At 69.8% G+C, this 15196-nt stretch carries 11 protein-coding genes; 10 read left to right on the forward strand and 1 reads right to left on the reverse strand.

Translation table 11 applies throughout. From position 1 onward, the window contains the following. Nucleotides 1-3: 3 nt before the first annotated feature. From VMJ70_05900 to VMJ70_05915, 4 genes are all read left to right on the forward strand, one after another. A complete protein-coding gene (locus tag VMJ70_05900; GenBank protein HTO90647.1) occupies nt 4-252 on the forward strand; it encodes a S4 domain-containing protein in 249 nt (82 codons plus the stop codon). 146 nt (nt 253-398) lie between these two features. Then, nucleotides 399-1250, forward strand: a complete 852-nt coding sequence (locus VMJ70_05905; GenBank protein ID HTO90648.1) for a hypothetical protein — start codon at nt 399-401, stop codon at nt 1248-1250. Continuing rightward, nucleotides 1250-3088 carry a fumarate reductase/succinate dehydrogenase flavoprotein subunit gene (locus VMJ70_05910; protein ID HTO90649.1) on the forward strand — a complete coding sequence of 613 codons (1839 nt, stop codon included), beginning with the start codon at nt 1250-1252 and terminating at the stop codon, nt 3086-3088. The genes VMJ70_05905 and VMJ70_05910 overlap by 1 nt, the downstream gene beginning before the upstream one ends. Further along, nucleotides 3085-3840 (forward strand): succinate dehydrogenase/fumarate reductase iron-sulfur subunit, encoded by a 756-nt coding sequence (locus VMJ70_05915; protein HTO90650.1) that lies wholly within the window; start codon nt 3085-3087, stop codon nt 3838-3840. The genes VMJ70_05910 and VMJ70_05915 overlap by 4 nt, the downstream gene beginning before the upstream one ends. A 30-nt stretch (nt 3841-3870) precedes the next feature. Here VMJ70_05915 and VMJ70_05920 read toward each other — a convergent pair whose 3' ends face one another. Further along, a complete protein-coding gene (locus VMJ70_05920; GenBank protein HTO90651.1) occupies nt 3871-5331 on the reverse strand; it encodes an HD domain-containing phosphohydrolase in 1461 nt (486 codons plus the stop codon). Between the two features lie 278 nt (nt 5332-5609). Here VMJ70_05920 and VMJ70_05925 point away from each other — a divergent pair, with 278 nt between their 5' ends. From VMJ70_05925 to VMJ70_05950, 6 genes are all read left to right on the forward strand, one after another. After that, the gene (locus VMJ70_05925) at nt 5610-7619 is read left to right on the forward strand and encodes a FlgD immunoglobulin-like domain containing protein (protein ID HTO90652.1); all 2010 of its coding nucleotides are present in this window, start codon (nt 5610-5612) and stop codon (nt 7617-7619) included. 5 nt (nt 7620-7624) lie between these two features. Continuing rightward, nucleotides 7625-9616, forward strand: coding sequence for a FlgD immunoglobulin-like domain containing protein (locus VMJ70_05930; protein HTO90653.1), 1992 nt, complete (start codon nt 7625-7627; stop codon nt 9614-9616). A gap of 577 nt (nt 9617-10193) precedes the next feature. Continuing rightward, entirely contained in the window at nt 10194-10502 is a 309-nt protein-coding gene (locus tag VMJ70_05935; GenBank protein ID HTO90654.1) for a PEP-CTERM sorting domain-containing protein, read from the forward strand. 181 nt (nt 10503-10683) lie between these two features. Continuing rightward, on the forward strand, nt 10684-12711 hold the full coding sequence (locus VMJ70_05940) for a glycosyltransferase family 39 protein (GenBank protein HTO90655.1): 2028 nt from the start codon (nt 10684-10686) through the stop codon (nt 12709-12711). After that, a complete protein-coding gene (locus tag VMJ70_05945; protein HTO90656.1) occupies nt 12708-13616 on the forward strand; it encodes a LamG domain-containing protein in 909 nt (302 codons plus the stop codon). Before VMJ70_05940 ends, VMJ70_05945 begins: the two co-directional genes overlap by 4 nt. 51 nt (nt 13617-13667) lie before the next feature. Then, the coding region (locus VMJ70_05950; protein ID HTO90657.1) for a S8 family serine peptidase at nt 13668-15196 on the forward strand (1529 nt) is incomplete at its 3' end.

Here is a 15196-nt window from a genome sequence, read left to right on the forward strand (position 1 = left end):
GGCATGCGCTTCGACGTGCTGCTCCACGAGCTGCGGCTCTACAAGAGCCGCTCGCAGGCGGCGGCGGCGATCGAGGAGGGTCGCGCGCTGCTCGACGGCGCGAGCGTCAAGCCGAGTCGCGAGGCGCGCGCCGGCCAGCGCATCACGCTGATCGAAGCAGGACGGCGGCGCTCGGTCGAGATTCTCGACCTGCCGCGCGGCGGCCTCAGTAAAGAGGCGGCGCGCGGGCTCGTCCGCGAAGTCGCCGAGTAGCGGCTCCCGCAGCGCGTTCGATATTCGTGAACCGGGCCGCCGGCCAATCTCTGGCCGGCCCGGTGCTGGTGGGCCGCGTCGCCCGGGTGCTATTTTCGGTCCCGCTCAGGGTCTCACGCTCATTCCGTCGTGCCCGGAGGTATCGCTTGGGAGCTGATTCCACGCGGCGCTGGTCGAGCGGGACGGGCGCGGTCTCCAGCGCCTCCGCGCCCACTTCACACCGCGGCGCCGGCTTCGCGCAGCGCTTCGGCGAGAGCGAGCGCTCCGACGCCTGGTGGCTGAAGCCGCTGAGCCAGGCGGCCGGCTTGGTCGTGCTGATCGGCTACGCCAACTATGCGGCGATCCTCGGCCCCGCGCACTACCACTTCGAGGCGATGGGCCGGCACTACCTCTCGCCGTTCTACTCGCCCTACGTCCACCCGGCGTGGCTGCCTTTCTGGCTCTCGCCGGCCCTGCTGATCCTGATCTTCCCGCTCGGCTTCCGCACCACCTGCTACTACTACCGCAAGGCCTACTATCGCTCGTTCTTCGCCGACCCGATGGCGTGCGCGGTCGGCGAGCTGAAGCCCGGCGGCTATCGGGGCGAGACGCGCTTCCCGTTCATCCTGCAGAACATGCACCGCTACTTCCTGTACGCGGCGCTGGTGTTCCTGATCTTCCTGTGGAAGGACGTGTTCGACGCCTTCGCCTTCACCAACGCCGACGGCTCGTGGGGCATCGGCATGGGTGGCGGCTCGCTCGCGATCCTGGCCTCGACCGGGCTGCTCACGCTCTACACCTTCTCGTGCCATTCGATCCGCCACCTGGTGGGCGGGCAGGTCGACTGCTTCTCGTGCGCGGTGGCCGGCGGCCCGCGGCTCAAGACCTGGGGCGTGGTCTCGATCCTGAACGAACATCACATGGCGTGGGCGTGGTGGAGTCTGTTCGCGGTGTGCTTCGCCGACTTCTACGTGCGCATGTGCTCGATGGGCGTGTTCCACGACCCGAGGTTCTTCTGATGCAGAAACTCGAAGTGCACGAGCACGACGTGCTGGTGATCGGCGCCGGCGGCGCGGGGTTGCGCGCGGCCATCGAGGCCTCGGCGATGGGGGCGAGCGTCGGGCTGATCTGCAAGTCGCTGCTCGGCAAGGCCCACACGGTGATGGCCGAGGGCGGCGTGGCGGCGGCGCTCGCGAACGTGGATCCGCAGGACGACTGGAAGACGCACTTCCAGGACACCATGAAGGGCGGCTCCTTCCTCAATCACTGGCGCATGGCGCAGCTCCACGCGCAGGAAGCGCCCGATCGCGTGCGCGAACTGGAGCAGTGGGGCGCGCTGTTCGACCGCACCAGCGACGGCCGCATCCTGCAACGCGCCTTCGGCGGCCACAAATGGAAGCGCCTCGCCCACGTCGGCGATCGCACCGGCCTCGAGATGATCCGCACGCTTCAGGATCGCGGCGTGCATCAGGGCCTCGAGGTCTACATGGAATGCACGATCACCAAGCTGTTCCTCGACGGCGGCCGCATCGCCGGCGCGCTCGGCTACTGGCGGAAGAACGGCGAGTTCGTGCTGTTCCGCGCCAAGGCGGTGGTGCTCGCCACCGGCGGCATCGGCAAGGCCTACAAGATCACCTCGAACTCGTGGGAATACACCGGCGACGGCCAGGCGCTGGCCTATCGCGCCGGCGCCGAGCTGATCGACATGGAGTTCGTGCAATTCCATCCCACCGGCATGGTGTGGCCGCCCGGCGTGATGGGCCTGCTGGTGACCGAGGGAGTTCGTGGCGAAGGCGGGGTTCTACGGAACAGCAAGGGCGAGCGCTTCATGTGGAAGTACCTGCCCGAGGCGCGCCGTCAGGAATACGCCGAGACCGAGGAAGAAGCGCGCGAATGGCTCGAGGCCTCGGTGGCGCAGCGCCAGACCCAGGCGCGGCGCCCCCCCGAGCTGTCGACCCGCGACAACGTCTCGCGCTCGATCTACACCGAGGTGAAGGAGGGCCGCGGCTCGCCGCACGGCGGGGCGTTCCTGGATATCAGCTACCTCCCGGCCGAGCGCGTGAAGCGGAAGCTCCCCTCCATGTACCACCAGTTCCTGGAGCTCGCCGACGTCGACATCACCAGGCAGCCGATGGAAGTGGGGCCGACCACTCACTACATGATGGGCGGCATCCGCGTGGAGCCCGACACCGCCGCCGCCACCGTGCCGGGCCTGTTCGCGGCGGGCGAAGCCGCCGCCGGCATGCACGGCGCGAATCGCCTGGGCGGCAACTCGCTCTCGGATCTGCTGGTGTTCGGCAGGCGCGCCGGCGAAGGCGCCGCCCGGTACGCCAAGTCGATTTCAGCGGCGCCGCGCGTCGACGACGCCGAGGTCGAGGCCGAGATCGCCGATCTGCTCGCGCCGTTCTCGCGCCCCTCCGGCGAGAATCCTTACGACGTCCATCGCGCGCTGCAGGAGACCATGGACAAGTACGTCGGCATCTTCCGCGAGCCGAAGGATCTCGAGCGCGCGCTCGAATCACTCGAGCAGCTCAAGGCGCGCGCCGCGAAGACCGGCGTCCAGGGGAACCGCGCGTATCATCCGGGCTGGCACATGACCCGCGACCTGCACAGCATGCTGGTGGTGTCCGAGGCCATCACGCGCAGCGCCCTGCTGCGCCGCGAGAGCCGCGGGGCCCATTCGCGGCTCGACTTCCCCAATCCCGATCCGGCGTTCGGCTCGGTCAACCACTGCGCGAAGCTCGTGAACGGCGCGATGAGCGTTGAGCCGACGCCGCTGCCGCAAATGCCCGCCGAGCTGAAGGCGCTGTTCGACGCGCCCAAGGAAGCGCCCAAGGCGAAGGAGCCGGTGCGATGAGCGGCGGAGCGAACGGCGCGCGCGAGGTGACCCTCAAGGTCTACCGCGGCGACGCCGCGGGCGGCGAAGAGGTCGAATACCAGGTCCCGGTCGAGACCGGCATGGTGGTGCTGGACGCGGTGCACTGGATCCAGGCGCACCGGGCGCCCGATCTCGCGGTGCGCTGGAACTGCAAGGCCGCCAAGTGCGGCTCGTGCAGCGCCGAGGTCAACGGCAAGCCGGCGCTGATGTGCAAGTCGCGGCTCGACCACTTCCCGGCCGGCGAAACCATTCGCGTGCGGCCGATGAAGACCTTCCCGATCGTGAAGGACCTGGTCACCGACGTGTCGTGGAACTACGAGGTCAACAAGCGAATCGCGCCGTTCACGCCGAAGCCCGACACCGAGTGGAAGTGGCAGCAGAGCGACATCGATCGCGTGCAGGAATTCCGCAAGTGCATCGAGTGCTTCCTGTGCCAGAACGTCTGCCATGTGCTGCGCACGCACGAGCTGAAGAGCGAATTCGCCGGACCGCGGTTCTTCGTGCGCGTCGCCGGACTCGAGATGCACCCGATGGACGGCGCCGATCGGCTGAAGTTCCTCAAGGACGAAGGCGGTATCGGCTACTGCAACATCACCAAGTGCTGCACCGAGGTCTGTCCGGAGAGCATTCACATCACGGACAACGCGATCATCCCGCTGAAGGAGCGCGTGGTGGATCGCTTCTACGACCCGGTGGCGAAACTGCTGCGGGTGTTCAGCGGCGGGAAGTAGCGGGAAATGGGCGGGACGGCGCCGTCCCGCCTACGCCGCCCGGCGATGCTCCTCGTCGAGCTCGATGCCGCTCTCGAGCGCGCTCGGCAGCGGGAGCGAGCGCTCTTCCTCGGCCGGCTCGGCGAGCCCCGGGATCACGTGGGTCAGCGCGTCGATGCACTCGCCGCTCACCGAGACGTCGCGATCCTTCTCGAGGATCTTGAGCGCGGTCTCCTCGGGCAGCGCCGGGCGATAGGGGCGCGCGGTCGAGAGCGCGTCGAACTGATCGGCGGTCGCGAGCACCTGCGCCACCAGCGGGAACTGATCGCCCTTCAATCCGCGGAAGTATCCCCGGCCGTCCAGCCGCTCGTGGTGCGAGGCCGCGATCTGGGCGATCGGCTTGAAGCCGCGCACGTGGAGCAGCACGCGCAGCGTGTAATACGGATGGAGCTTCACCGCTTCCCATTCGGCAGGTGAGAGCGGCCCCGGCTTGTCGAGGATGCTGTTCGGCAACGAGAGCTTCCCGATGTCGTGGAGCAGCGCCGCGCGCTTGAACTGGCGCAACGATGGCTCGTCGAACCCGAGCTTGCGGCCGATCGCGAGCGCGATCTCGGTGACGCGATAGGAGTGCGCCGCGGTGTAGGGCGACTTGGCGTCGACCACGCCGGCGAAGGCCAGCGCGATGCGGTCGAGCGCCTCGGGGCCGGCGAGCAACGAGGCGTCGCCGGGCTCGCTCGCGCGCACCGCGTCGCCCAGGTCGCGCTCGCTCAAGCCGCACCACGATTCGAGCGACGGCCCCATTTCGTGGGTGAGCTTGACCAGCGTCGGATCGAACCAGCGGCCGCTGCGCGCGTCGGCCATCGCCAGCGCAGCGCGCGGGCCCTCGACCATCGCGAACACCTCGAGTGATTGCGCCAGGCACAGAATGCGGCCGAGCAGCGGGACCTGCTCGCCCGAGAGTCCGCGCGGCTGGCCGTGGCCGTCCCAGTGCTCTTCGAGGGACTCCACCGCGGCGATCACGCCGGCGCTGAAGCCCAGGCTGCGCACGATGGTGGCGCCCTGGGCGCAGCGGATCGCCACCAGCTCGCCGGCCACCGACGGGCCGCGCCGCGCCAGGCTGGCGATGCGCTTGGCGCGCTCGAGCCAGGAGCCCCCGGGCGAGGCGTGGGCCAGGCCGAAGCGCACCGCCTTCGCGTAGTTGGCCCAGTCCACGCGCATGCGAGCGCTTTTCGCTTCGCGATCGTCGCCGCCGAACAGCTCGAAGACGCGGGCGGCGTTGCTCGAACAGCCCACGTCCTTCAGGAGCGCCGCGTAGAACAGATCGGTGCGCTGCCGGATCGAGAGGCCGAACTGCTGCGCAATCGTCTGGGAAATCAGACAGGTGCGCAGGGCGTGGCCCATCGGCTGGCCTTCGGTGAGGTCGAGGGCGAAGGACAGCGCCGAGAGCACTTCGGAGACGCGCACCGAGTCGTTGGGCGCGGCGTCGGAGTCGTGCACGTGAAGGTCGCTCACCCGGGAGTGATCGGCGAGCTTCGCGGCGCAGTTGAGTCCTAACCGCGGATTTGGCGGGTGAATCGCATTTTGCTACCCGCGTTGCATGGCGCAAGACCGGCGCGGCCAACCTGCCCGCCGATCGCCCCGATCGGACCGGTCACGCTCCGGGCTGGCGCGGCCGCGGCCGCTGCGGCTACACTTTTCCCCGGGTACTCCCCTCTTCAGGTCGTGTGTTCCACGGCACCCGCGGCGATCCTGCGGCTCGGCCGTTCAAGCAGCTTTGCTCAGGAGTTTTCATGGCCCCCGTCCGTGGTCTCCGTCGCACCCGCATTTCCATTGGCCTCGCCGCGCTGCTGCTGGTGGCGCTCGCACCCGCCGCGTTCGCTCTGCGAATCGTGGACTACAACATCACGAACTACGGTGCGGTCGGCACCTTCAACTTTCCCGCCCGCCAACCCTACTTCCGCACCATCTTCGCCCCGCTCAACGCCGACATCGTGGTGGTGCAGGAGATGCGGGCGGCGGCCGGCGTGGATTCGTTCCGGAACAATGTGCTCAACGTGAACGAGCCCGGACAGTGGGCATCGGCGCAGTTCTTCAATGGCAACGACACCGACAACGCGCTGTTCTACAAGCCGTCCAAGGTGCAGGTGCTGGGCGCGTGGGCGTTCTACCCCGATCCGCCCACCAATCTGCGGCTGGTCACGGTGTGGAGGCTCAAGCCGGTCGGCTATTCGTCGGATCAGGCCGAGTTCCGCATCTACTCGCAGCACCTGAAGGCCTCGACCGGCTTCGAGAGCGAGCGGCTCACCGAAGCGACCGGCATTCGCGACAGCATGAACGCCATGCCGCCCGGCACCCACGCGATCGTGCTCGGCGACTGGAACTTCTACAACTCGTCCAGCGAGCCGGCTTACTCGAAGGTCCAGGAGGTCCAGGTCAACAACATCGGGCGCGTCTACGATCCCTTGAATCCCACGCTGGCGGTGCAGAACTGGCACAACAACGCCGCGTTCGTGAACATCCACACCCAGTGTCCGTGCGTCACCTGTCCGGCGGGCTCGGGGTTCTCGGGGGGCGGGCTCGACGACCGCTTCGACCAGATCCTGCCCACCCACAATTTCAGCACCGGACAGGGCCTGGCGCTGTTGTCCAGCACTTACACCGTGGTCGGGCAGGACGGCCTCCACTTCAATCTCAACATCAACGACCAGCCGGTGATTCCCGAGGGCCAGCCCTACGCCGACGCGCTCTGGAACGCGAGCGACCACTTGCCCTCGCGCGTCGACCTCCAGGTGCCGGCCAAGCTCAACGCCTCGAGCTCGCCGATCGCCTTCGGCACGTTCATCGTCGGCGCGACACCGCCGAGCCAGACGCTCTCGGTCTCGAATCCCGCCACGCCGCCCGCCGATCAGCTTCGCTACAGCTACACGGCGCCCGCCGGCGTCACGACGCCCGCCGGCGTGGATTCGGTCGCGCCCGGCAACACTTCGCTCGACCCGATCGGGCTCGACACCGCGGCGCCGGTCGCGGTGAGCGGCAATGTCACGCTCAGCTCGGGCGCGGTGGATTCCGGGACGCTCCTGATCCCGGTCTCGGGCACGGTCTTGAGCCACGCCGCAGCGTCTCTCGATTCGCTGACCGCGACGCCCGCCGACTCGCTCGACTTCGGCGTCCACGACGCCGGCGGCTTCACCGACCAGCTCGCGCGCGTTCACAACCTGGGCTACGACGCCCTGCACGCGCGGCTCTCGGTCTCGGGCGCCACCATCACCGGCCCCGATGCGGCGCGCTTCTCGATCGCGGGCGGATTTTCGCCGGCGCTGGTCGCCGGCGTGGCGGGAGGCTGGAACGTGCACTTCGACGACACCGGTGCGCCGACCGGCACGACCTTCGACGCGACGCTGACGTTCAGCTGCGCCGACGAGCCGCTGCCGGGCGCGACCGCGCTTCCCGGCGTGAGCCTCGCGCTCCACGCCGAGACCACCAGCGGCTCGACCGCCGTTCCCGGCGACCGGCTGCCCACGGTCACGAGGCTCTATCCGCCGTTCCCGAACCCGCTCTCGGGCGCGAGCACGATCCGCTTCGATCTCGCGCGGCCCGCATCACTCCAGCTCGACGTCTTCGACCTCTCGGGCCGCCGGGTGGCGAGGCTCGCCGAGGGTGAATTCGCCGCCGGCAGCTATTCGACGCAGTGGAACGGGCGTCTCACGAGCGGCGGCAGCGCCGGCGCGGGCCTCTATTTCATCCGCATGAGCGGGCGCGGCGTTCCGACCGCGACCATGCGACTCGCCGTGGTACGGTAGCGGGCGTGTCCTCCCGCACTCGCATCCCGGCTCTGGCCGTCGCCCTCGTCGCGCTGGCCTCTCAGCTGGTCCTCGGAATCGCCCCCGCTCACGCGTTGCGCGTCGTGACCTGGAACATGCTCCAGTATCCCGACTACAACCTGGCCGGGCGGCAGCCGAGCTTCCGCACGGTGATGGCCAACATCAACGCCGATGTGCTGATCGCGCAGGAGCTGCTGAGCCAGGCGGGCGTCGATTCGTTCCAGAACAACGTGCTCAACGTGGTCGAGCCCGGGCAGTGGACCAACAGCGGCTACGCCTCGCTCCAGACCAGTCCGGTGCCGGAGGGCGGCTCGATCTTCTGGAAGCCGGCGAAGGTCAGCGTCAGCTTCGTGAGCCAGCTGGTCACCGGTGGGCCGCGCAACGTGCTGTTCGGGCGCGTCACGCCGGTCGGCTACACGGCGCTTTCCGGGACCTTCCGCGTCTACTCCGTGCACTTCAAGGCCGACGGATGTTCGGGGGCGTGCGACTCCACCACCCGCCGGCTGGAGGCGACGAGTCTGCGCAGTCAGCTCAACAACATTCCGGCGAACACGAACTTCCTGCTCGGTGGCGACACCAACATCTACGGCGCCTACGAGGGCGCCTACGTCCGGCTCACCGAGTCGCAGAGCGACAACGACGGACGCGGCTTCGACCCGCTCAACATGCCGGGCAACTGGCACACCAACGCCAGCTACGCGCCGTTCTTCTCGCAGTGTCCTTGCGCGACCGGCTGCCCGGCCGGCATCTCGGGCGGTGGACTCGACGATCGCTTCGACCTGTTCCTGTCGTCGGCGTCGATGACCGACGGGCAGGGCGTGGACGTCGTGCCCGGCGCCTACTCGGCCTACGGGAACGATGGCCAGCACTTCAACTGGGACGTGAACGGCGGGGGCTTCAACAACGCCGTGGGGCTGACCATCGCGAACGCGCTCTGGACCGCCTCCGATCATCTGCCGGTGATCTGCACCGTCCAGCTGGCGTCGAAGATCCACGCGAACTCGACGGTGAATTTTGGCCCGGTCCTGATCGGCGCCACCGCGCAGCAGAACTACACCGTCACCAACAACGCGGTGACCCCGGCCGACTCGCTCCGCTTCTCGTTCGCGCCGCCGGCGGGTTTCACCGCCCCGGCCGGAAACTTCTCGGCGGCGCCCGGCGGCTCGAACGTCCAGCCGCTCGGCATGAATACCGCCTCGGTCGGGGTGAAGAGCGGGACGCTCTCGCTCTCGACCAACGCGCCGGACTCGCTGGTCAAACCCGCGCAGCTCTCGGGCACGGTGTTGAGCCACGCCGTGGCCTCGCTCGATTCGGCCTCGGTGGTGCTCGGCGGCAGCGCCGATTTCGGAGCTCATCCGGCGGGCGGCTTCGCGCCGGCCGAAGTGCGCGTCCAGAACGTCGGCTACAACTCGCTCCAGGCGCGGCTCTCGATCAACGGCGGCTCGATCACGGGCGGCGACGGGCGCTTCTCGGTGGTGGGCGACTTCTCGCCGTGGCTGATCGACGGCGTTGGCCACACGTTCGAGTTCCTGTTCGACGACAACGGCGCGACGCTCGATTCGACCTACACCGCGACCGTGATTCTGAACAGCGGCGACGAAGCCCTGCCTGGCGCCCTGCCCCAGCCCGATCTGACCGTGACGCTCTCGGCGCGTGTCTCGAACGGCAGCACCGGGGTCGAGGGCGGCGGGCTGCCGGCCGCGATCGCGTTCCTGCCGCCACGACCCAATCCACTCGGCAGCGAGACGCGTTTCGCGTTCGATCTGCCGCGCGCCACGAGCGTCTCGCTGGCGGTGTTCGACGCGAGCGGTCGCCGGCTGGCGAACCTGCTGGAGGGGCCCGAGGAAGCCGGCCGCCACGAGCTGCAGTGGGCGGCGCGAAGCGACGATGGCCGGCGCCTCGCCGCCGGGCTCTACTTCGTTCGCTTCACCGCCGGCGGCTACACGCGCACCCGGCGGATCGCGGTCCTACCCTGACGAGGCGCCCTCCGGCCTGATCGGCTCGTAGCCCGGGCATTCACGCACCGGCAGGCGTGGATACCTGTCGAAGCGGGGATCGGTGGCGGAGCGCTCGCACAGGAAATAGGTTGCGCGCGGAGTCGGCACGCGCCGCGAGTGGCGGCAATCCAGACACAGGCCGACCCGATCTTCTCGCTCCACCCCTCGTTCCTCCTGCGCCGGTTGCCCCGCGTTTCGCGCGAGTTTCCCCACTCTTCAGCGGTCGCGCCCGGCCGCGCTCCTCACGCCGCGCCGCGTAGATTTTCTGCGAGCGCGGCTCGCGCGCTCGCCGGCCACAAGAGTGTCGGTCCGGCAGACACCCGGGGCTCGAAATGGCTCTCAATTCCGCCGCAAATCCGCCTGCTGTCGGGCCAGCTTACAGTTTTCTCCCTGGCGGCGGCCTGGTCGGCCTCATGGGAGCACGTCAAGGAACGCCCACCCGCTTGGGGGTGTTGCAATTGCCGCGAGAGACGTGCTCGCGGCACGAGGCTTGCGGAGGGGAGAGGCCAAGAGCTGCCCTGCCGAGTCTCACTGGAGTCAGAAAAGGATTACCCCCATGAAGAAGTGGCTTCTCACTCTCGCGGTCCTGGCGATCCTCGCGTCGCCGGCTCTCGCCTACGTCCAGAGCGGACATCTCCTCTCGAATTCCCAGGGAAACGGCGCGGCGGCTCGTGCCAGCCGGGTTCCTTCATGGATCGAGAGCCACGGCCCGCTGACCCAGCCCGGGGCTCCGAATGTGGATCCGCCGGTGATGCCGTTCGGCGAAGGTCCGAGCCGTCCGATCCCGGAGCCGGGCACCATGGCTCTCGCTTCTCTCGGTCTTCTTGCGCTCGGGGTCTCCAGGGCCCGGCGCCGCGGGCACTGATCGGCCGGGCATCCCCACGACCAGCTGACCCATCCCGCGCAGCGGCGGAGTCCTCGACTCCGCCGCTGCAGTCTTTCGGGCTCGCCGTAGACTAGACTTGCGGGTCATGCCTGCCCCATCACGCCGGGCGCGCAAGGCTCCCCCCGCTTCGCGACCGGCCCGATCCCGCGACGGCGCCGCCTTGCCCTCGATCACCACCGATCGTCTGCTCACGCGCGCGGCCTGGGCTCTGGCCGCGGTGCTCGGACTCGCCCTCGGCTTCATGATCGCCGGCCCGCACCGGATCGGCGACTACATGGCCGAGACCGATTTCTACGGCGCCTATGCCGCCGGCGCGCGCCTGATCCAGCACGGGCACCTGATCCCGTCGCGTTACGGCGTGGTGGGGCCGGGATACGAGGTGTTGCTGGCGCTCGCCGGCTTCCTGATTCCCAATCTGTTCGTGGCCGCCGAGATCCTGTCTCTGCTCGCCACCGTGGCCACTCTGCTGCTGTGGTTCGCCATCCTCCGCCGGCTCGTGGACGCGCGCGTGGCTTTCGCCGCCGCCCTGCTGTTCGCGGCCAACACGTTCGTCTTCCGCTATGGCTTCTCGGCCACCACCGACGCGCCGGCGATCGCCTGGCAGGCGCTCGCGTTCTTCCTACTGCTCACCCCCGGCGATGGCCGCGCCCGCTTCGGCGCCGGGCTCGCCGGCGCGATCGCGTTCCTCACCCGCTACAACGCCATCTACCTGCTGCCGGCCGGACTGCTGGCGATGCTCGCCGGCGCGACTCCGGCGCGCGCCGACGCCGGAGTTTCGCGGCGCCGGCAGGCGCTGCTCTTCACGCTCGGATTCCTGGCGCCGGTGGTGCCCTGGGTGGTGTATTCGCTCGCGCACGGCTCGGGGTTCTCGTTCCAGCTCCATCACAACATCGCCTACGAGGTGTTCGCCCGCTCGAAGGGCATTCCCTGGGACGACTACCAGAAGTACATGCAGGCCAACTTTCACAACCTCGGCGACGTGATCGCTCGCGATCCGCGCGCGGTGGCGACGCGCCTGCTGCTCAACGTCTTCGAGCACCTGCGCGACGATGCGACGAAACTGCTCGGGCTGGCGACGGCGATCGCCGCAGCGGCCGGACTCGCGCTGTACGCGCTCGACCGCCGCGCGCGTGCGCTGTGGCCGGTGATGTTCGGCGGCGCGCTGCTGTTCCTCACGCTGGTGCCGGCGTTCTACTCGGAGCGCTATTCGCTCGCTCTCATGCCGATGTATGCGGCCCTGGGCGGCCTCGCCTTCGGTTCGCCGCGGCTGGCGTTCCCGCTCGGGCGCGCGTGGCTCAAGGCCCCGCTGATCCTGGTGCCGCTGACCCTGGCGCTTCGCGCCAACGTCAGGAGCCAGACCTACGCGATGACTCAGCTCCCCAACGAGGTGCTCGAAGCGGCCGAGACGCTGCGCGCGCTCAAGCGCCCCGGCGACCGGTTGATCGCCCGCAAGCCCCATCTCGCGTTCCACGCGGGCGTCGAGGCCGCGCCGTTCCCGTTTGCTGATTCGCTCGGGGATCTGGCGGCCGGAGCGAGGCAGCTGGGAGCGCGCTGGATGTTCTTCTCGTGGCCCGAGGCCGAAACGCGTCCCGCGTTCTGGTTCCTGCTCGACACTGCCGCGACCGTGCCCGGGCTCACGGTGCGCAAGGTGACGACACTGCACCCGGCGGTGCTCTACGAGATCGGCCCCGAGTTCGGGCGCACGCCGGCCTGGTTCTCGAACGACACGCTGCGCGCCTGGCACACGCTGCGCGCACGCACCCTGGTGGACGCCGGCAATTCCTCGCTGCTCGCCAGCCGGGGCGCGATCGAGCGAGCGCTCGGCCGCTACGAGGACGCGCGCGCGTCGCTGCAGGCAGCCCTGGCCGGCGACCCCAACAATCTCGAGGTGCTGCTCGAGCTCGGCGCGGTCGGCTACCAGCTGAACGACGCCGCGCTCTCGATCGCTGCGCTCGAGCGCGCGGTTCAGCTCCATCCCGACAACGCCGACGCGCGGCTCGGCCTTGGCTGGGCGTACGACCTCGCCGGCCGCGACGTGGATGCCGCGGCAACCTGGGCGCCGGTGGTGTCTCAGGCGCGCGATGTTGCTACGCTGCGCCGCATGCGAGAAGTGCTGCAGAGCGCCGGCAACGTCGCGGCCGCCGCCGAAGCCGAGCGCGCGCTCCAGCGACCGGGTCCGGCCCGATGACGGCGCGGCCCTTTCGCGGGGCTCTCCTCGGCCCGGCCGCCACGCTGCTGCTGCTCGCGCTGTGCTCGGGCTGCGCCGGGTCGCAGCGAAGCGTGCGGCACGCTCCCCGCGCGCGCACCGCCCCGCCGCCCGCCGATTCGCTCACCCTGCTGCTGTGGCACATGGACGAGACCGGCGGCAGCGAGGTCACCGACGCCGGGCCGCTTCACCTGCTCGGCCTCGCCGGACCCGACACGCGGACCGACTTCGGCCGCATCGAGCGCGCGCGGCTGTTCACGCGCAGCATCGATTCGTTCGTGGCCTGTGGCTATGCCGATCCGCTCGAGTCGCCCGCCGCGCTCACCGTCGAGGCCTGGGTGCGCGTGGACGAATACGGACAGTACGAGGACACGCCGATCGCCGGACGCTGGACCCCGAACGTCAACGAGCACAGCTGGCTGTTCACGGTGCTCGGACGGGACCTGCTCCCGCCGATCGCCAACCTGCCGAGCCCGGGCCAGCACCAGGACCTGCTGCCCGCCTCGATCGGGGGCGACAACCTGGGCAAGCTGATGTTCGCATTCCAGCCGCGTGATGCCGGCAGTCCACTGTCGTTCGTGTCGAATCGCGCGCTCGAGATCGGCCGCTGGACGCACGTCGCGGTCAGCTACGACGGGCGGGTGGTGCGCTTCTATGTCGATGGCAATCTCGATGCCCAGTACGCCGTGCTGGGCGCCATTCGTCCCAGCCCGGCGCCGCTGCTGGTGGGCAACTCGTTCGATCCGCGCTGGCTCACCAACTTCGGTACCACCGAGATCCACGTCCTCTCCAACGTCGATCGCAATCCCTACTACGCCTTCGTCGGCGCGATCGACGAGCTGCGCATCTCGAACGCCGTCCGCACCGCGTTCCCGTACGTGCGATAGGCACGCTTCTGGCAGCCGGCTCCCGGACCACCCGCCTCCGGGAGATCCGACATGCGAAGTCGTGCGCTGCTGGTCGCGCTCCTGATCGCTGCCGTCGCGGCCCGCCGTGACGCCCACGCCGAAGCCATGCCGGGGGCGGATGCCGCCGAGCGCCTCGAGATCGCCCGCCACGTCGTGGTCATGCTGTCGCCGCCGCGCGCGGGCCAGACGCCGGCGAGCCAGCGCGCGCGCTTCCTCGAACGTGTCGCGCCGCTGGCGTTGGCGCCGCTCGACCGGCTGGCGGACCGCGCAGCCGGCGCCGCACCCGACCCCTTCGGCCTCGATCCCGCGCGCGTGCTCCGCCTCGCCGCCGCCGATCCCGAGGCGGCGCGTGCCGCGCTCGCCTCGCTCGCCGCGGATCCGCAGGTGGCATGGGCGGAGCCCGAGCGGGCGCGCGAAGCCTGCGCCTTCCCGCTCGACGATTCACCGCCCGACGATCCGCTCTATCTCGACACGCGCCAGTGGGGCCTGTGGAACGCGGGCGCGACGGGAGTCTTCGGCGGGCTTTCCGGCGCCGACATCGGGGCGCGCGAAGCGTGGCGGCTCTCGTGCGGCGCGAACGGGGTGCTGCTGGGCGTCGCCGACACCGGCATCGATCCCGCTCACCCGGACCTCGCGCGGGCTCTCCCGGATGGTTCGCCGCGGCTCGCACTCGGCGTCGGCGTGGCGGGCGAGCCCTCCGCCTGGGCCGATTCCAACGGTCACGGCACCGCCGTCGCCGGGGTGATGGCGGCGCGGACGCACGACGGTCCGCACTTCGACTCGCTCGGCGTCGCCGGCGTGTGCGGAGGCGATGGCGGCGACAACGCCGGATGCCGGCTCGCCATCTTCAAGATCGCGCCGGGGCATTCCGGCACCGCCTCGTCCTTCGACATCGCGCGCGCCATCGTGCTGGCCGCTGACGCCGGTGTGCGCGCGCTCAACCTGTCGTTCGCCGGCGACGGCGCGAGCATCGTCGAGCGCCGCGCGCTCTACTACGCCATCACGCGCGGCTGCGTGGTGGTGGCGGCGATCGGCAATCGCGGGCTCACCGCGCCGCTCGCGCCGCAGTATCCGGCGGCCTACGCGGCCGAGGGCCTGTGCGTGGCGGTCGGGGCCAGCGACGCGTGGGATCGGCGCGCCGCGTTCTCGTCCTGTGGACCGGGGCTCGATCTGCTGGCGCCCGGCCTCGACATCTGGAGCACCGGCCTCACCTATTCGAACGGCCTCGGCGCCAGCACCCGCGGTTATCTCGACGCCTCGGGCACCTCGCTCGCGGCGCCGTTCGTGACGGGAACGATCGGGCTGATGGCGGCGTATTGTCCAGGCCTCGGCGACACCGACTTCCAACAACTGCTGCGCATGAGCGCTCACGACCTCGGCGCTCCGGGACCGGAGGCCGATACCGGCTGGGGCCGGCTCGACGCCGCGGCGGCGCTGCGGCTGATCCCGCCCGGCACCGGCGTCTGGCACGATGAAACCGAGACCATCGCGCGTCCGACCGGCGTGTTCGACACGCTGAGAGTGGCGGCGGATTCGTTCGGCACCTTCGATCGCGGAAC

The sequence above is a fragment of the Candidatus Sulfotelmatobacter sp. genome, from assembly GCA_035498555.1.
GTDB lineage: Bacteria > Eisenbacteria > RBG-16-71-46 > RBG-16-71-46 > RBG-16-71-46 > DATKAB01.